At 71.4% G+C, this 18,348-nt stretch carries 15 protein-coding genes; 14 read left to right on the plus strand and 1 reads right to left on the minus strand.

Features of this window, described 5'->3' with window-relative positions; genetic code table 11:
• The first annotated feature begins 8 nt into the window (after positions 1-8).
• The 13 genes from ACZ4Z1_RS06695 (at position 9) to ACZ4Z1_RS06755 (ending at position 16,090) form a co-directional block, all read left to right on the plus strand.
• Positions 9-881, plus strand: a complete 873-nt coding sequence (locus ACZ4Z1_RS06695; RefSeq protein ID WP_468485486.1) for a glycosyltransferase family 2 protein — start codon at positions 9-11, stop codon at positions 879-881.
• 79 nt (positions 882-960) lie between these two features.
• On the plus strand, positions 961-1,890 hold the full coding sequence (locus ACZ4Z1_RS06700; protein ID WP_468485487.1) for an ABC transporter permease: 930 nt from the start codon (positions 961-963) through the stop codon (positions 1,888-1,890).
• Complete coding sequence (locus tag ACZ4Z1_RS06705) at positions 1,883-2,680, plus strand: ABC transporter ATP-binding protein (RefSeq protein WP_468485488.1); 798 nt, start codon at positions 1,883-1,885, stop codon at positions 2,678-2,680. Before ACZ4Z1_RS06700 ends, ACZ4Z1_RS06705 begins: the two co-directional genes overlap by 8 nt.
• A 424-nt stretch (positions 2,681-3,104) precedes the next feature.
• Positions 3,105-4,049 (plus strand): squalene synthase HpnC, encoded by a 945-nt coding sequence (hpnC, locus tag ACZ4Z1_RS06710; RefSeq protein ID WP_468485489.1) that lies wholly within the window; start codon positions 3,105-3,107, stop codon positions 4,047-4,049.
• Complete coding sequence (hpnD, locus tag ACZ4Z1_RS06715; protein ID WP_468485490.1) at positions 4,046-5,023, plus strand: presqualene diphosphate synthase HpnD; 978 nt, start codon at positions 4,046-4,048, stop codon at positions 5,021-5,023. The genes hpnC and hpnD overlap by 4 nt, the downstream gene beginning before the upstream one ends.
• Before the next feature lie 31 nt (positions 5,024-5,054).
• Complete coding sequence (gene hpnE, locus ACZ4Z1_RS06720) at positions 5,055-6,602, plus strand: hydroxysqualene dehydroxylase HpnE (RefSeq protein ID WP_468485867.1); 1,548 nt, start codon at positions 5,055-5,057, stop codon at positions 6,600-6,602.
• 53 nt (positions 6,603-6,655) lie between these two features.
• Complete coding sequence (locus ACZ4Z1_RS06725; protein ID WP_468485491.1) at positions 6,656-7,720, plus strand: polyprenyl synthetase family protein; 1,065 nt, start codon at positions 6,656-6,658, stop codon at positions 7,718-7,720.
• Positions 7,721-7,846: 126 nt separating this feature from the next.
• Positions 7,847-9,862 carry a squalene--hopene cyclase gene (gene shc / locus ACZ4Z1_RS06730; RefSeq protein ID WP_468485492.1) on the plus strand — a complete coding sequence of 672 codons (2,016 nt, stop codon included), beginning with the start codon at positions 7,847-7,849 and terminating at the stop codon, positions 9,860-9,862.
• Positions 9,862-10,551: a 5'-methylthioadenosine/S-adenosylhomocysteine nucleosidase family protein gene (locus ACZ4Z1_RS06735; protein WP_468485493.1), complete on the plus strand. Its 690-nt coding sequence runs from the start codon at positions 9,862-9,864 to the stop codon at positions 10,549-10,551. Before shc ends, ACZ4Z1_RS06735 begins: the two co-directional genes overlap by 1 nt.
• Before the next feature lie 5 nt (positions 10,552-10,556).
• Entirely contained in the window at positions 10,557-11,579 is a 1,023-nt protein-coding gene (gene hpnH / locus ACZ4Z1_RS06740; RefSeq protein WP_398346405.1) for an adenosyl-hopene transferase HpnH, read from the plus strand.
• 4 nt (positions 11,580-11,583) lie between these two features.
• Positions 11,584-12,777, plus strand: a complete 1,194-nt coding sequence (ispG, locus tag ACZ4Z1_RS06745; RefSeq protein WP_468485868.1) for a flavodoxin-dependent (E)-4-hydroxy-3-methylbut-2-enyl-diphosphate synthase — start codon at positions 11,584-11,586, stop codon at positions 12,775-12,777.
• Between the two features lie 36 nt (positions 12,778-12,813).
• Positions 12,814-14,694, plus strand: a complete 1,881-nt coding sequence (gene dxs / locus ACZ4Z1_RS06750; protein WP_468485494.1) for a 1-deoxy-D-xylulose-5-phosphate synthase — start codon at positions 12,814-12,816, stop codon at positions 14,692-14,694.
• A 13-nt stretch (positions 14,695-14,707) separates the two neighbouring features.
• The gene (locus ACZ4Z1_RS06755) at positions 14,708-16,090 is read left to right on the plus strand and encodes an aspartate aminotransferase family protein (RefSeq protein WP_468485495.1); all 1,383 of its coding nucleotides are present in this window, start codon (positions 14,708-14,710) and stop codon (positions 16,088-16,090) included.
• Positions 16,091-16,159: 69 nt separating this feature from the next.
• On the opposite strand, the gene ACZ4Z1_RS06760 is transcribed toward ACZ4Z1_RS06755, so the two are convergent.
• On the minus strand, positions 16,160-16,951 hold the full coding sequence (locus tag ACZ4Z1_RS06760) for a MerR family transcriptional regulator (protein ID WP_468485496.1): 792 nt from the start codon (positions 16,949-16,951) through the stop codon (positions 16,160-16,162).
• Between the two features lie 206 nt (positions 16,952-17,157).
• On the opposite strand from ACZ4Z1_RS06760, the gene ACZ4Z1_RS06765 reads away from it, so the two are divergent.
• Entirely contained in the window at positions 17,158-18,321 is a 1,164-nt protein-coding gene (locus tag ACZ4Z1_RS06765) for a serine hydrolase domain-containing protein (RefSeq protein WP_468485497.1), read from the plus strand.
• The last annotated feature ends 27 nt before the right edge of the window (positions 18,322-18,348 follow it).

Here is an 18,348-nt window from a genome sequence, read left to right on the forward strand (position 1 = left end):
CGCGAGAAATGAAGGTCGGCGCCGTCGTCCTGACCATGGGCAACCGCCCCGAGGAGCTGCGCGCGCTGCTCGACTCGGTCGCCAAGCAGCACGGCGACCCCGTCGAGGTGGTGGTCGTCGGCAACGGCTCGCCGCTGCCGCCGCTGCCCGAGGGCGTACGGACCGTGGAGCTGCCGGAGAACGTCGGCATCCCCGCCGGGCGCAACGTCGGCATCGAGGCGTTCGGACCGGGCGGCAGCGAGGTGGACGTGCTGCTGTTCCTGGACGACGACGGGCTGCTGGACCGGGCGGACACGGCCGAGCTGTGCCGCGAGGCGTTCGCCCGCGACGAGAAGCTGGGCATCATCAGCTTCCGCATCGCGGACCCGGACACCGGCGAGACCCAGCGCCGGCACGTGCCGCGGCTGCGCGCCTCCGACCCGATGCGGTCCTCCCGCGTCACCACCTTCCTCGGTGGCGCGAACGCGGTCCGTACCAAGGTCTTCGAGGAGGTCGGCGGGCTGCCCGGCGACTTCTTCTACGCCCACGAGGAGACCGACCTGGCCTGGCGGGCCCTGGACGCGGGCTGGCTGATCGACTACCGGTCGGACATGGTGCTGCTGCACCCCACGCACGCCCCCAGCCGCCACGCGGTCTACCACCGCATGGTGGCCCGCAACCGCGTCTGGCTGGCCCGCCGTAACCTTCCGGCCCCGCTGGTTCCGGTCTATCTCGGTGTCTGGTTCCTGCTCACCCTGGCCCGGCGGCCCTCGCGGCCCGCGCTGCGTGCCTGGCTGGGCGGCTTCAAGGAGGGCTGGGCCACGTCCTGTGGTCCCCGGCGCCCCATGAAGTGGCGTACCGTGTGGCGCCTGACCCGGCTGGGCCGCCCACCCGTCATCTGACAAGCTCGTATCTGAGAGCATCAGGCGCGAGCCCGGGGCACGGCCCCGGCAGCGCACCTTGAGGACGAAAGTGTCAACAGTGAGCGAGACTACGCACGACAGTGCGGTCGCCATGAGTGCCCCGCCATCATCCGACAACGGGTTGTCCCGTGCCGAGCTGGCCCGCAAGTACGGGCTGACGCAGAGCGGGGCCCGGCCCAGCCTGCCGGAGTACGTGCGGCAGCTGTGGGACCGGCGGCACTTCATTTCCGCCTTCTCCAGCGCGAAGCTGACCGCTCAGTACAGCCAGGCGAAGCTGGGCCAGGTGTGGCAGGTGGTGACGCCCCTGCTGAACGCGCTCGTCTACTACCTCATCTTCGGCCTGCTGATCGGCACCAGCCGCGGTGTGGCGGACTACGTGCCCTTCCTGGTCACCGGCGTCTTCATCTTCACCTTCACGCAGAGCTCGGTGATGGCCGGCACCCGTGCGATCTCCGGCAACCTGGGCCTGGTGCGCGCCCTGCACTTCCCGCGCGCCTGCCTGCCCATCTCGTTCTGCCTGATGCAGCTCCAGCAGCTGCTGTTCTCGATGGGCGTGCTGGTCCTCATCCTGCTGGGCTACGGGCAGGTGCCCACCTGGTCCTGGCTGCTGGCGATCCCGGCCCTGGTGCTGCAGTTCGTCTTCAACACCGGGCTGGCGATGGTCATGGCCCGCCTGGGCAGCAAGACCCCCGACCTGGCGCAGCTGATGCCGTTCATCATGCGGACGTGGATGTACGCGTCCGGCGTGATGTTCAGCATCGACGTGATCCTCAAGGAGAAGGCGGTCCCCGCCTTCGTGCACGTCCTGCTGGACTGCAACCCGGCCGTGGTCTACATCGACCTGATGCGTTTCGCGCTGATCGACAGCTTCACCTCGGACAAGCTGCCCCCGCACGTGTGGCCGCTGGCCGTCGGCTGGGCGCTGGTGATGGGCGTCGTCGGCTTCGTGTACTTCTGGAAGGCTGAGGAGCGGTACGGCCGTGGCTGAGCAAGAGGACGCCGTGCAGACGGCGGACGGGAACCGCGTCCCCACGGTGATCGCGGACGACCTGCACATCGTGTACCGGGTCTACGGCACCGGGGCGGGCAAGGGCAGCGCCACCGCGGCCCTGAACCGCATCATCCGCCGCAAGCCCTCCAGCGGGGTGCGCGAGGTGCACGCGGTCAAGGGCGTCAGCTTCACCGCGTACCGCGGCGAGTCGATCGGGCTGATCGGCTCGAACGGCTCGGGCAAGTCGACGCTGCTCAAGGCCGTCGCCGGGCTGCTGCCCGCGGAGCGCGGCAAGGTCTACTCGCACGGCCAGCCGTCGCTGCTGGGCGTGAACGCGGCCCTGATGAACGACCTGACCGGCGAGAAGAACGTCATCCTCGGTGGTCTGGCGATGGGTATGTCCCGCGAGCAGGTGCACGAGCGCTACCAGAGCATCGTCGACTTCTCCGGCATCAACGAGAAGGGCGACTTCATCTCGCTGCCGATGCGTACGTACTCCTCCGGCATGGGGGCGCGCCTGCGCTTTTCCATCGCGGCGGCCAAGGACCACGACGTCCTGATGATCGACGAGGCGCTGGCGACGGGTGACCGGGCGTTCCAGAAGCGCTCCGAGGCCCGCATCCGCGAGCTGCGCAAGGAAGCCGGTACGGTCTTCCTGGTCAGCCACAACAACAAGTCGATCAGGGACACCTGCGACCGGGTGCTGTGGCTGGAGAAGGGCGAGCTGCTGATGGACGGCCCGACCGACGAGGTGATCAAGGCGTACGAGAAGGAGACGGGCAAGTAGCCCGCAGCGCGCCGTACGGCCCCCGCGAGTCCGGCTCGCGGGGGCCGTTGATCGTCGCGGACCGGCCGCGGAAGGTTGTGCGCCGGTCTGCGGATCGTTAACAGATGGTCAACTCGGCCGGATGCGGGAACAGTTCACGGCGAATGGATGTTGACCGGATCGTTGCTTCGAGGTTCGGTACCCCCTCGGACGCAGGAGAGATGTACGGCGTAAGCTGTACGGGTACTGAACAGCACAAGTGGCACAAGTCGGGCAGTGCGTACCCGTCCTGGCGACCGGGAGTCCGATCGGGCGGGTCGCGTCATGCGGCGTGTCCGAAATGGGATGTTTTGGCTTGGCGGTGTAGAACGGGAGGCGTGACGGCAATGGCTACTGGAACTCTCCGGCTCCGAAACGCGCCGGGCAGCCTCCGGTGAGCCGAGGGATGGCACGGGCACGCGACGTCCTGGCCCGGCCCCGGACGCCGGGCGGCGGCCGGGACGACGCGCAGTCGCGCACCGTCCTGGACCAGGCCGCGCACGAGAACTTTCCGGTGGCGCCGTTCTTCCTGCCCCGCGCCTGGCGCCGGGACCTGATGGCGGTCTACGGCTTCGCCCGTCTCGTGGACGACATCGGCGACGGCGATCTGGCGCCCGGCGGGGGCGACGCCGCCCGGCTCGGGCTGGACCCCGGGCAGGATCCGGACGACCCCCTCGCCCTGCTCGACGCGCTGGAGGCGGATCTGTACCGCGTCTTCAGCGACCGGGCCCCCGGGCCGCTGCACCCCCTGATGCGCCGTCTCGGCCCCACCGTGCGCCGCTGCGGTCTGACCCCCGAACCCTTCCTCGGCCTGATCGAGGCCAACCGGCAGGACCAGCGGGTCGCCCGCTATCCGGCGTACGGGGACCTGCTCGCCTACTGCGAGCTGTCCGCCAACCCCGTCGGCCGGCTCGTCCTGGGCATCACCGGCACCGCCAGCCCGGAGCGCGTCCGGCGCTCGGACGCGGTCTGCACCGCGCTGCAGATCGTCGAGCACCTCCAGGACGTCGCCGAGGACCTGGGCCGGGACCGCGTCTACCTCCCCGGCGAGGACATGGCACGGTTTGGTGTCACCGAGGCGGACCTCGCCGCGCCGACCGGGGGCACGCCGGTGCGCGCACTGATCGAGTACGAGGCGGAACGCGCCCGCGAACTGCTGAATGAAGGCACCCCGCTGGTGGGTAGCGTCCACGGCAGGCTCAAGCTGCTGCTCGCCGGCTTCGTCGGCGGCGGACGCGCCGCACTCCAGGCGGTCGCGGCCGCCGACCACGACGTACTCCCTGGACCGCCCAAGCCGACCAAGCTCAGCCTGCTGCGCGAGGTGGGGGCGACATTGCGAAGAGAGGGGTGAGTCGGACCGTGGAGGACATCGCACACGCGTCCGCGCCGGTGCTCGCTGCATACCGCTACTGCGAGGCCGTGACCGGGCAGCAGGCACGTAACTTCGCCTACGGCATCCGGCTGTTGCCGGCCGACAAGCGGCAGGCCATGTCGGCGCTCTACGCCTTCTCGCGCCGGGTCGACGACATCGGCGACGGCTCGCTGGGCGACGACGCCAAGCAGCAGCGGCTGGAGGAGACCCGGGCCCTGCTCGGCCGCATCAAGGACGGCGCGGTCGACGAGGACGACACCGACCCGGTGGCGGTCGCGCTGGCCGACGCCGCCCGGCGCTTCCCGATCCCGCTCGGCGGACTCGACGAGCTGATCGACGGCGTCCTGATGGACGTGCGCGGCGAGACGTACGAGACCTGGGACGACCTGAAGGTCTACTGCCGCTGTGTCGCGGGGGCGATCGGACGGCTCTCACTGGGCGTGTTCGGCACAGTACCCGGCGCGCCGGACGCCCCGCGCGCCGCCGAGTACGCCGATACGCTCGGGCTGGCCCTGCAACTGACCAATATCCTGAGAGACGTTCGCGAGGACGCGGGAAACGGCCGTACGTATCTCCCTTCCGACGACCTCGCCAAGTTCGGCTGCTCGGTGGGCTTCCACAGTCCGGTCCCGCCGCCCGGCGCGGACTTCACCGGACTCATCCACTTCGAAGTCAGGCGGGCCCGCGCCCTGTTCGACGAGGGTTTCCGTCTGCTGCCGATGCTCGACCGGCGCAGCGGGGCCTGCGTCGCCGCCATGGCCGGCATCTACCACCGCCTCCTCGCACGGATCGCGGCGGACCCGGAGGCCGTACTGCGGGGCCGGGTCTCGCTGCCCGGGCGGGAGAAGGCGTTCGTGGCGGTGCGCGGCCTGTCGGGTTTCGACGCGCGGGCGATCGGCCGCCGGCAGGCGGCCCGGGCGGCGGGCCGGCCGCCCGCGAGGAGGCGCGGATGACGGGCCAGGGCACGCGCGAGGCCGACGAGCCCTGCTCAGGGCCACGGCGACGGTCCGAGCGGCGGGCAACCCTCCGCCGGACCCCTGCGTCCCTGACGACAGTAATCAGGGAGGGCGAATGACATCGGAACCGATGGGGCCCGACCGGCACGATGCACATGAGGCAGGCCGTCCCGATGGGGCGGCTGCGGTGGTCATTGGGGGCGGTCTCGCCGGCATCACGGCAGCTCTGGCGCTGGCCGACGCGGGACTGCGCGTCACCCTCGTCGAGGGCCGGCCCAGGCTGGGCGGCCTGGTCTTCTCCTTCCGCCGCGAGTCCGCGGCGGGGGAGCTGACCGTCGACAACGGACAGCATGTCCACCTGCGCTGCTGCACCGCGTACGACTGGTTCCTCGGCCGGGTGGGGGCCCGAGACCTGGTGCCTCTCCAGGACCGGATGGACGTCCCCGTACTGGACGCCGACGGACTGCGGCTGGGGCGGCTGCGGCGTACCGCCCTGCCCGTACCCCTGCACCTGGCGAAGAGCCTGGCCATGTACCCGCACCTGTCGCTCGCCGAGCGGGCGAACGTCGGCCGCGCGGCGCTGGCCCTGCAGAAGCTCGACCCCGAGGACCCCGCGCTGGACGGTGTCGACTTCGCCTCGTGGCTGGCCCGGCACGGCCAGTCGCCGCGCGCCGTCGAGGCGCTGTGGGACCTGGTCGGCGTCGCGACGCTCAACGCGCGGGCCGGTGACGCGTCGCTGGGCCTGGCCGCCAAGGTCTTCAGGACCGGCCTGCTCTCCGACAACGGCGCTGCCGACATCGGCTGGTCCCGGGTGCCGCTCGGCGAGGTGCACGACACGCTCGCCCGCGAGGCACTGGAGAAGGCGGGTGTCCGCGTCCTGCTGCGCACCCGCGCGAGCGCCCTGGCCCGCGCCGAGGACGGCACCTGGCAGGTCACGGTGGAGAACGGGCCGCACGGCCGCGAGCAGCTGACCGCCGGAACGGTCGTGCCGGCCCTGCCGCAGCGCGAGACGCACGGCCTGCTGCCCGAGGGCAGTCTCGACGGCCAGGACCGGCTGCTGGACATCGGCACGGCTCCGATCCTGAACCTGCACGTCGTGTACGACCGCCCCGTGCTCAGACAGCCGTTCTTCGCGGCGCTCGGCTCGCCCGTCCAGTGGGTCTTCGACCGTACGGAGGCCTCCGGCCTCGCCGCGCTGCCCGGCGGCGCCCGCAGCCAGTACCTGGCCGTGTCGCAGTCCGCCGCGCAGGACGAGATCGACCGGCCGGTGGCCGAGCTGCGCGAGCGGTACCTGCCGGAGCTGGAGCGGCTGTTGCCCGCCGCGCGCGGCGCCGGCGTGCGGGACTTCTTCGTCACCCGCGAACGCACCGCGACGTTCGCCCCCACCCCGGGCGTCGGCCGGCTGCGGCCCGGCGCCCGCACCAAGACCCCCGGCCTGTACCTGGCCGGTGCGTGGACCGCCACCGGGTGGCCCGCGACCATGGAAAGCGCTGTTCGCAGCGGCCTCGGCGCCGTTCGCGAGGCACTCACCGAACTCGGCTTCCCTGCGGGCCAGTTGCCCCAGGAGGTGGCATGACCACGAGTACGAGCGCTCGCACGAGCACGAGCACCGGAAACAGAGGAGAAACCGTGAATCCGGCTTCCCCAGCTATCGACACCGAGAGCGTCACCGCGCTGCTGGAGCGCGGGCGGCAGCTCGCCACTCCCGTGCTGCGTGCCGCCGTGGACCGGCTCGCCCCTCCCATGGACACCGTCGCCGCGTACCACTTCGGCTGGATCGACGCCGCGGGACGGCCCGCGTCCGGGGACGGCGGCAAGGCCGTACGCCCCGCGCTCGCACTGCTGTCGGCGCAGGCCGCCGGGCAGTCCCCGGAGGTCGGCGTGCCGGGCGCCGTCGCCGTGGAGCTGGTCCACAACTTCTCGCTGCTGCACGACGACCTGATGGACGGCGACGAGCAGCGCCGCCACCGCGACACGGTGTGGAAGGTGCACGGCCCCGCCCAGGCCATCCTGGTCGGCGACGCGCTGTTCGCCCTCGCCAACGAAATACTGCTGGAGCTGGGCACCGTCGAGGCCGGCCGGGCCACCCGCCGCCTGACCGTGGCCACCCGCAAGCTCATCGACGGCCAGGCCCAGGACATCTCCTACGAGCACCGCGAGCGGGTCACCGTCGCGGAGTGCCTGGAGATGGAAGGCAACAAGACGGGCGCGCTGCTCGCCTGCGCCGTCTCCATCGGCGCCGTCCTCGGCGGCGCCGACGACCGTACCGCCGACATCCTGGAGCGCTACGGCTACCACCTCGGCCTCGCCTTCCAGGCCGTCGACGACCTGCTCGGCATCTGGGGCGACCCGGAGGCCACCGGCAAGCAGACCTGGAGCGACCTGCGGCAGCGCAAGAAGTCGCTGCCGGTCGTCGCCGCCCTGGCGGCCGACAACCCCGCCGCCGAGCGGCTCGCCCGCATCCTCGCGGCGGACGCGAAGAAGAGCGAGGACGAGATCGCCGACTTCACCGAGGAGGAGTTCGCCTCGCGCGCGGCCCTCATCGAGGAGGCCGGCGGCCGCGAGTGGACCTCCCAGGAGGCCCGCCGCCAGCACACCACCGCCATCGCCGCACTGGACGAGGTGGACATGCCCGAAGAGGTCCGCGCGCAGTTCGTCGCGCTCGCGGACTTCGTCGTCGTACGAGAGAGATGATCACTATCGAACCGATCTAGTTCGCAGTCGCCGGCCGGTGCCTTCCCCACTCTCCGGTGGGGGCCGGGCGCCGGCCGACGGAATCCCTGAGCACGCTTCACAGAGTTCACTGCAGAAGGGGAAGCCATGACAGCGACGACCGACGGAAGCACCGGGGCGCTGCCGTCCCGTGCCCCCTCGGCCGGCGACGCCACCGCCGAGAGCACCGAGAACGACCCGGCCGCCCCCACGAGCACGGCCGCCGCCGCCCGCCGCGCCGCGGCCCGCGCCACCGACTACCTGCTGTCCGTGCAGGACGACGCGGGCTGGTGGAAGGGCGACCTGGAGACCAACGTCACCATGGACGCCGAGGACCTGCTGCTGCGGCAGTTCCTGGGGATCGGCGACCGGAGCACCACCGAGGCCGCCGCCCGGCACATCCGTGGCGAGCAGCGCGCCGACGGCACCTGGGCCACCTTCCACGGAGGGCCGGGCGAGCTGTCCACCACCATCGAGGCGTACGTCGCCCTGCGGCTGGCCGGCGACGAGCCGGACGCCGCCCACATGGCCCGGGCCGCCGCCTGGATCCGCGAGCACGGCGGCGTCGCCGCCTCCCGCGTCTTCACCCGCATCTGGCTGGCGCTGTTCGGCTGGTGGAAGTGGGAGGACCTGCCGGAACTGCCGCCCGAGCTGATCTACTTCCCGAAGTGGTTCCCGCTCAACATCTACGACTTCGCGTGCTGGGCGCGGCAGACGATCGTGGCACTGACGATCGTCTCGGCCGTACGTCCGGTACGGCCCGCGCCGTTCGCCCTGGACGAACTGCACGCCGATCCGGCTCGCCCGAACCCGCCGCGCCCGCTCGCCCCCGTCACCACCTGGGACGGCATCTTCCAGCGGCTGGACAAGGGCCTGCACGGCTACCGCAAGGTGGCCGTCCGCGGACTCCGCCGCTCGGCCATGAAGGCCGCGGCGAGCTGGATCGTCGAGCGCCAGGAGAACGACGGCTGCTGGGGCGGCATCCAGCCGCCGGCCGTCTACTCGATCATCGCGCTGCACCTGCTCGGGTACGACCTGAAGCACCCCGTGCTGCGCGAGGGCCTGAAGTCGCTGGACCGTTTCGCCGTGTGGCGCGAGGATGCGGACGGCGCGCCCGTCCGCATGATCGAGGCGTGCCAGTCCCCGGTCTGGGACACCTGCCTCGCCGCCATCGCGCTCGCCGACGCCGGGCTGCCCGCCGACCATCCGCAGCTGGTCAAGGCGGCCGAGTGGATGCTCGCCGAACAGATCCGCCGGCCGGGCGACTGGAGCGTCCGCAGGCCGCAACTCCCCTCCGGGGGCTGGGCGTTCGAGTTCGAGAACGACAATTACCCGGACATCGACGACACCGCCGAGGTCGTCCTCGCGCTGCGCCGTATCCAGTACCCGGACCCGGAGCGGGCCGACGCCGCCGTCCGGCGTGCGGTGCGCTGGAACCTGGGCATGCAGTCCAGGAACGGGGCCTGGGGCGCCTTCGACGCCGACAACACCAGCCCGTTCCCCAACCGGCTGCCGTTCTGCGACTTCGGCGAGGTCATCGACCCGCCGTCGTCCGACGTCACCGCGCACGTCGTGGAGATGGCCGCCGATCTCGGCATGACGCACGACGCTCGGGTACGGCGCGGCATCCGCTGGCTGCTGGCCGAACAGGAGCCGGACGGCTCGTGGTTCGGGCGCTGGGGCACCAACTACATCTACGGAACCGGCTCGGTGCTCCCGGCGCTGGCCGCCGCCGGCATCCCCGCCTCACACCCCGCGGTCCGCCGTGCCGTGCGCTGGCTGGAGCGCGTCCAGAACGAGGGCGGGGGCTGGGGCGAGGACCAGCGTTCGTACCAGGACAAGGCGTGGGCCGGCCGCGGTGAGTCGACCGCCTCGCAGACCGCGTGGGCGCTGATGGCGCTGCTCGCGGCGGGCGAGCGGGAGAGCGCGGCGGTCGAGCGGGGGGTGCGCTGGCTCGCAAAGACGCAGCGCGCCGACGGGTCCTGGGACGAGCCGTACTTCACCGGTACGGGCTTTCCCTGGGACTTCTCGATCAATTACCACCTGTACCGGCAGGTCTTCCCGCTGACGGCCCTCGGCCGTTACGTCAACGGCGGACCGGCCGGCGCGTCCCAGGGGGCCTGATGCCCACGTCGCGCAGCGCGGCCGCCGCCCGGGACGGCCGGCCGGACCGGCCGCCGGGACCGCCGCCACTGCTGCTCGCCTGTGCGCTCGGCATCGAGCGGTTCGCGCTGCGCGGCGGCGACCGCAGCGGCGCGGGCGCGCCCGTGGTCACGCTCCGTACGGGCATGGGCCCGCGGGCGGCGTCGGACGCCGTCACGCACGCGCTGCGCGACGGCTCGGTCACCGCGCGGGCGCCGGTCGTCGCCACCGGCTTCTGCGCCGGTCTGGTCCCCGGGATGCGTCCGGGGGACGTGGTGGTCGCCGAGGCGGCCCGGGGGCACCTGCCCGGTGCGCCGGACGTGGTCTGCTCCGACAACGGTCCGCTGCTGCGGGCCCTGAAGGAGCGCGGCGTGACGGTGCACACCGGCCTGCTGCGCGGCTCCGACCACGTCGTACGCGGCGCGGAGCGGGCCGGGCTGCGGGCCGCGGGCGCCGTCGCGGTGGACATGGAGTCCGCCGCGACGCTGGCGGCCGCGACGCGGGACGGCGTGCGTCCGGTTGCGGCCGTCCGGGTGATCGTGGACGCTCCAGAACATGAACTTGTCCGAATCAGCACTTTGCGCGGTGGAATGTCAGCCTTTCGTGTGCTGCGCTCCATCCTTCCTGTCTTTTTCGAATGGCACCGTTCTTTGCTGCTCCCCAGGAGGTGAGCCAGATGGCCATGCCGCTCCGTCAGTCCATCAGGGTCGGTACGTATCTCTTTGAACAGAAAGTGCGCAAGCGGGAGAAATTCCCGCTCATCGTGGAGCTGGAACCCCTCTTCGCGTGCAACCTCAAGTGCGAGGGCTGCGGAAAGATCCAGCACCCGGCCGGTGTGCTCAAACAGCGGATGCCGGTCGCGCAGGCCGTCGGCGCCGTACTGGAGTCCGGCGCGCCGATGGTCTCCATCGCGGGCGGCGAGCCCCTGATGCACCCGCAGATCGACGAGATCGTGCGGCAGTTGGTGGCCAGGCGCAAGTACGTCTTCCTGTGCACCAACGCCATGCTGCTGCGCAAGAAGATGGACAAGTTCACCCCCTCGCGGTACTTCGCCTTCGCGGTGCACATCGACGGGATGCGTGAGCGGCACGACGAGTCCGTGGCCAAGGAGGGCGTCTTCGACGAGGCGGTGGAGGCCATCAAGGAGGCCAAGCGGCGCGGCTTCCGGGTCACCACCAACTCCACCTTCTTCAACACCGACACCCCGCAGACCATCATCGAGGTGCTCAACTTCCTCAACGACGACCTCCAGGTCGACGAGATGATGCTCTCGCCCGCCTACGCCTACGAGAAGGCCCCCGACCAGGAGCACTTCCTCGGCGTCGAGCAGACCAGGGAACTGTTCAAGAAGGCCTTCGCGGGCGGCAACCGGCGCCGCTGGCGGCTCAACCACAGCCCGCTGTTCCTGGACTTCCTGGAGGGCAAGGCGGACTTCCCCTGCACGGCCTGGGCGATCCCCAACTACTCGCTGTTCGGCTGGCAGCGCCCCTGCTACCTGATGAGCGACGGCTACGTTCCCACGTACCGGCAGCTGATCGAGGAGACCGACTGGGACAAGTACGGCCGCGGCAAGGACCCGCGCTGCGCCAACTGCATGGCGCACTGCGGCTACGAGCCCACCGCCGTCCTCGCGACCATGGGCTCCCTCAAGGAGTCCCTGCGCGCCGCCCGTGAGACCGTCGCAGGAAACCGCGGGTGACGTGATGGGTACGGGAGAGCCTCCCGGAGGCGGCGCCTCCGGGACCACCGTCGCACTGGGCCTGCCCGGGGTACCGGCCCGGCCGCTCGCACAGCGGCGCGCCTCGCGCCGTATCCAGGTCGGGCCGGTGCCGGTGGGCGGCGGCGCCCCCGTGTCGGTGCAGTCGATGACCACGACGAACACGGCCGACATCGGGGCGACGCTCCAGCAGATCGCCGAGCTGACCGCCTCCGGCTGCCAGATCGTCCGGGTCGCCTGTCCGACCCAGGACGACGCGGACGCGCTGCCGGTCATCGCGAAGAAGTCGCAGATCCCGGTCATCGCCGACATCCACTTCCAGCCGAAGTACGTGTTCGCCGCGATCGACGCGGGCTGCGCGGCGGTCCGCGTCAACCCGGGCAACATCAAGCAGTTCGACAACCGGGTGAAGGAGATCGCCAAGGCGGCGTCCGACGCCGGGGTGCCGATCCGTATCGGGGTCAACGCCGGGTCGCTGGACAAGCGGCTGCTGGAGAAGTACGGCAAGGCCACGCCCGAGGCGCTGGTGGAGTCGGCGCTGTGGGAGTGCTCGCTGTTCGAGGAGCACGGTTTCCGGGACATCAAGATCTCGGTCAAGCACAACGACCCGGTCGTGATGGTCAACGCGTACCGGCAGCTGGCGGCGCGGTGCGACTACCCGCTGCACCTCGGTGTGACCGAGGCCGGTCCGGCCTTCCAGGGCACGATCAAGTCCGCCGTCGCCTTCGGCGCGCTGCTCTCCGAGGGCATCGGCGACACCATCCGCGTCTCCCTGTCGGCGCCGCCGGCCGAGGAGGTCAAGGTCGGTCTGCAGATCCTGGAGTCGCTGAACCTGCGTCCGCGGCGTCTGGAGATCGTCTCGTGCCCGTCCTGCGGCCGTGCCCAGGTGGACGTCTACAAGCTCGCCGACGAGGTCACCGCGGGCCTGGAGGGCATGGAGGTGCCGCTGCGCGTCGCCGTCATGGGCTGCGTCGTCAACGGTCCCGGAGAGGCTCGCGAGGCGGACCTGGGCGTGGCCTCCGGCAACGGCAAGGGCCAGATCTTCGTCAAGGGCGAGGTCATCAAGACGGTGCCCGAGTCGAAGATCGTCGAGACGCTCATCGAAGAGGCCATGAAGATCGCGGCGGGTATGGAGGCCGAGGGAGTGGTGCCCGGCGCCCCCGACGTCACCGTCGGCTGAACGTGTCACAGCTGTACCCATGGAGGGGGACCGAGCATGTCGATGCTGGAACAGATCCGCGAACCGCGCGACCTCAAGGAGATTCCCGGCGAAGCCCTCGGCGCACTCGCCGAGGAGATCAGGCAGTTCCTCGTGCACGCGGTGGCGCGGACCGGCGGCCACCTCGGGCCCAACCTGGGCGTCGTCGAGCTGACCATCGCCCTGCACCGGGTCTTCGACTCACCCTCCGACCGCATCCTCTGGGACACCGGCCACCAGTCGTACGTGCACAAACTCCTGACCGGGCGCCAGGACTTCTCCAAGCTGCGCGGCAAGGGCGGACTGTCCGGCTACCCGTCCCGGGAGGAATCCCAGCACGACGTCATCGAGAACTCCCACGCCTCCACCGTCCTGGGCTGGGCCGACGGCCTGGCCAAGGCCAACGAGGTGCTGCGCAAAAACGATCATGTCGTGGCGGTCATCGGGGACGGCGCGCTGACCGGCGGCATGGCGTGGGAGGCGCTCAACAACATCGCCGCCGCCAAGGACCGCCCCCTCATCATCGTCGTCAACGACAACGAGCGCTCCTACGCGCCCACCATCGGCGGCCTCGCCGACCACCTCGCCACCCTGCGCACCACCGACGGCTACGAGCGTTTCCTCGCCTGGGGCAAAGACATCGTGCAGCGCGCCCCCGTGGTCGGCCGCCCGCTGTACGAGTCGCTGCACGGCGCCAAGAAGGGCTTCAAGGACGCCTTCGCGCCGCAGGGCATGTTCGAGGACCTGGGCCTGAAGTACGTCGGCCCGATCGACGGCCACGACATCGCCGCCGTCGAGTCCGCGCTGCGCCGCGCCGCTCGCTTCCACGGGCCCGTCCTGGTGCACTGCCGTACGGAGAAGGGCCGCGGCTACCGGCCCGCGCTGGAGGACGAGGCGGACCGGTTCCACACCGTCGGCGCCATGGACCCGCTGACCTGCGCGCCCGTCGCGCCGCCCGGCCCGCCGTCGTGGACCTCGGTCTTCGGCGACGAGATGGTCAAGATCGGCGAGGAGCGCCCGGACGTCGTCGCGATCACCGCGGCGATGCTCCAGCCCGTCGGCCTCGGCACGTTCGCGGCCGCCTTCCCCGACCGTACGTGGGACGTGGGCATCGCCGAGCAGCACGCGGCGGTCTCGGCGGCCGGTCTGGCCACCGGCGGCCTGCACCCGGTCTTCGCGGTGTACGCCACCTTCCTCAACCGTGCCTTCGACCAGGTCCTGATGGATGTCGCACTGCACAAGTGCGGCGTCACCTTCGTCCTCGACCGGGCCGGGGTGACCGGCACCGACGGGCCCAGCCACAACGGCATGTGGGACATGTCGATCCTCGGCGTCGTCCCGGGCCTGCGGATCGCCGCGCCGCGCGACGCCGACCAGCTGCGCGCCGAACTGCGCGAGGCCGTCGACGTGGACGACGCGCCGACCGTGCTGCGCTTCCCGAAGGAGTCGGTGGGCGAGCCCGTACCGGCGCTGGAGCGGATCGGCGGCGTGGACGTACTTGGCCGCGGCGAGCGGGAGGACGTGCTGCTGGTCTCGGTGGGTGTGATGGCCCCGGTCTGCCTGGAGGCGGCGGACCTGCTCGCGGAGCGCGGCATCGGCGTCACCGTCGTCGATCCGCGGTGGGTCAAGCCCGTCGCCCCCGCGCTCGTCACGCTCGCCGCGCGGCACACCCGCGTGGCCGTCGTGGAGGACAACAGCCGCAACGGGGGAGTGGGGGCGGCGGTCGGCCAGGCGCTGCGCGACGCGGACGTGGACGTACCGCTGCGGACCTTCGGCATCCCCGAACAGTTCCTGGCGCACGCCAAGCGCGGCGAGGTGCTCGCCGACATCGGGCTCACCCCGGCCGAGATCGCCGGCCGCATCAGCGCCTCCCTGGCCCGTAAGGAGAACGACTCGTGACGGAGAACGGCTCGTGACCGGATTCGACCTGACCAAGCTGCTCGCCGAACGCGGCGCCGAGCGCTACGACCTGCACGCCAGGTACGTCAACCACCAGCTGCCGCGGATGCTGCACACCATCGGCTTCGACAAGGTCTACGAGCGGGCCGAGGGCGCCTACTTCTGGGACGCCGACGGCCAGGACTACCTCGACATGCTGGCCGGGTTCGGTGTGATGGGCCTCGGCCGGCACCACCCGGTCGTGCGGCAGGCCCTGCACGACGTCCTCGACGCCCAGCTCGCCGACCTCACCCGCTTCGACTGCCAGCCGCTGCCCGGACTGCTGGCCGAGAAGCTGGTGTCCCACACGCCCCACCTGGACCGCGTCTTCTTCGGCAACAGCGGTACGGAAGCCGTCGAGACGGCCCTGAAGTTCGCCCGCTACGCCACCGGGAAACCCCGCGTCCTGTACTGCACCCACGCCTTCCACGGCCTGACCACCGGCTCCCTGTCGGTCAACGGCGAGGACGGCTTCCGTAACGGCTTCGCGCCGCTGCTGCCGGACACCGGCATCGAGATGGGCGACCTGGACGCGCTGGAGCGGGAGCTGCGGCGCGGCGATGTGGCGGCCCTGATCGTCGAGCCGATCCAGGGCAAGGGCGTGCACCCCACGCCGCCCGGATACCTGCGCGCCGCGCAGGAGTTGCTGCACCGGCACAAGGCGCTGCTGATCGCCGACGAGGTGCAGACCGGTCTGGGCCGTACCGGAGACTTCTTCGCCTACCAGCACGAGGACGGTGTGGAACCGGACCTGGTGTGCGTGGCCAAGGCCCTCTCCGGCGGCTACGTCCCGGTCGGCGCGACACTCGGCAAGGACTGGATCTTCAAGAAGGTCTACTCGTCCATGGACCGGGTCCTCGTGCACTCCGCCAGCTTCGGCGCCAACGCCCAGGCGATGGCCGCCGGCCTGGCGGTCCTCTCGGTCATGGAGGACGAGCAGATCGTCGCCAACGCCCGCCACACCGGCGATCTGCTCCGCACCAGACTCGCCGCCCTCACCGACCGGTACGAGCTGCTGCACGACGTCCGCGGCCGCGGCCTGATGATCGGCATCGAGTTCGGCCGCCCCCGCTCCCTGAAACTGCGCGGCCACTGGACCATGCTCCAGGCGGCCCGCAAGGGCCTGTTCGCCCAGATGGTCGTGGTCCCCCTCCTCCAGCGCCACCGCATCCTCACCCAGGTCTCCGGCGACCACCTGGAGGTCATCAAACTGATCCCGCCCCTGACGATCGGGGAGCCGGAGGTGGAACGGTTCGTGACGGCGTTCACGGAGGTGATGGACGACGCGCACCAGGGCGGCGGTCTGATGTGGGACTTCGGCCGGACCCTGATGAAGCAGGCCCTGCAAACACGTTAGCGGCCGTCCGGGGGCTTCGGGCACGGGCCGGTGCGGTGCGTGGCGCGGCACCGGTCCGCCGGGCGGTCGTCACTGGCGCGGGACGTCGATGCCGGCCGCGCGCAGGTGCGCCTCGACCAGCGCGTTCAACCGGGCGAGGGACGGTGCCTCGTCCTCCCGGTGGTGATTGACCACTGCGTACCGGGAGGCGGCGTCGGACCGCTTCCGGAACCCGGCCGGCATCGCCAGCAGCGCGCGGTCGGCCAGCACCTTGCCGGCCAGCGCGGCCGCCAGCTCCTCGATCCGCGGGTCGTCCGGGTCCCAGGATCTCGCGTCCCAGCCGCGCTGGGTCAGCTCGACGTGCTCGGGATCGTCCAGGAGACGTTCGAGCCGGGTCAGGAAGCTGTCGAGGATCTCCGGAACCAGCGCCCGGGCCAGCACCAGGGCCTCCCGTTGAGCGGCCAGGTAGTCGGGACCGAAACCGGCACCGGCGAGCCGGTCCAGGACCGCGCAGGCCCGGTCGGGCAGCAGGGCCCGGTCGCCGTGGGTGAGCCGGTGCACTGTGTCGCGGCGCGCTGTCAGTTCCTCGATCTGTTCGGTGAGCCGGCGATGGACGTCGTCCAGGGCGGCGGCGAACCGCTCGGGACCGGCGTCCAGCAGCTCACCGATCTCGGCCAGCGGCACGCCGGCCCCGGCCAGAGTGCGGACCTGGACCAGCCGGTGCAGGTCGGCCGACCGGTAACGCCGGTAGCCGGAACCGTCCCGGTCCGGCTCGGCGACCAGGCCGAGCCGGTGGTAGTGCCGCACCGTCTTGACCGTGACGCCGACGAACGCCGCCGCCTGGCCGATCGTGAGCCCGTTCGCCGGGTTGCGGGTGATCACAGGGGTGAGGGTAGCGCGCATCTGTTCCCGCTCAGCACCCTTTTCGCCGAGGCCGGAAGCGCCTGGCCGCGACAGGGTTGACCTTGACCTCGGGTCAGGGTGAACGCTCATCACATCGCCGCCTCGAAGGGGCCGGTGGCTCCAGAGCCACCGTCGCGCTTCCGAGCTGTACGGCACACCCGCTGATCGCGAGAGAAGGAATGACCATGAACGCGTCCCTCCACACCACAAAGAACCCCGCTGTCGGGCCGGACCGCCCGGAGCTGCGGAAGGCCATCGGGGAGATCGTCGATTCCGGTGTCACCGGGGTGTCGCTGCGCGTGCACGATGAGCGGGGCGAGTGGGTCGGCGGCGCCGGGGTGGCCGAGCTGGGCGGGACCGCCGAGCCGCCGGTCGACGGACACGTCCGGATCGGCAGCAACACCAAGACCTTCACCGCGACCCTGGTGCTGCAACTGGTGGCCGAGGGCAAGGTCGCACTGGACACCCCGGCGGCCGGCTACCTGCCCGGGTTCGGGCTGGACGAGCGCATCACCGTGCGGATGCTGTTGCAGCACACCAGCGGGGTGTTCAACTTCACCGGCGAGTACTTCGAGGACGGGACGGTGGTGCCGGGGATCCCCTCCACGATCGCGGGCAAGGAGTGGGTGGACAACCGGTTCAGGACCTACCGGCCCGAGGAGCTGGTACGGCTGGCGCTGTCCAAGCCGGCCCGCTTCGAGCCGGGGACGGGCTGGAGCTACTCCAACACCAACTACGTGCTGGCCAGGCTGCTGATCGAGAAGGTCACCGGCCGCTCGTGCGCCGAGGTGACACAGGAGCGGATCGTGCGGCCGCTCGGCCTGACGGGCACCGTCGTGCCGGGCACCTCGCCGGAGATCCCCGCGCCGCACGCCCGCGCGTACTACCGCTACGAGGACGCCGGCCGGCAGAAGACGGTCGACGTCACCCGCCACAACCCCTCCTGGGTCTCCGCCGGCGGTGACATGATCTCCACCACCCAGGACCTGCACACGTTCATCTCCGCGCTGGCGGGCGGCGAGCTCCTGCCGGCCCCGCTGCTGGCCGAGATGCGCACGCCGCACCCCAAGAGCGGCTTCGGCCTGGGGCTGCGCGTCCAGGAGACGGGCCCCGACGGCGGCACCGTCCTCTTCCACAACGGCGGCGCCGGCGGCCACGCGGCGCTGATGTACAGCACGCCCGACGGCAGCAAGACCCTGACCGCCGCGCTGAATTATGTGGACGACGCCGCACTGTCCCTGGCCGGGGCGTTCCAGAAGGCGCAGGACAGACTCGTCGCGGAGGTCTTCGGCGGCGGGCAGGCCGGACCGGCTGACGAGGCGGCCGAGCCGACACAGCCGACCGGCTGAACACCTCGGCCCCGTCATCTCGTGCGC

The organism is Streptomyces sp. NPDC030165 (genome assembly GCF_055573595.1).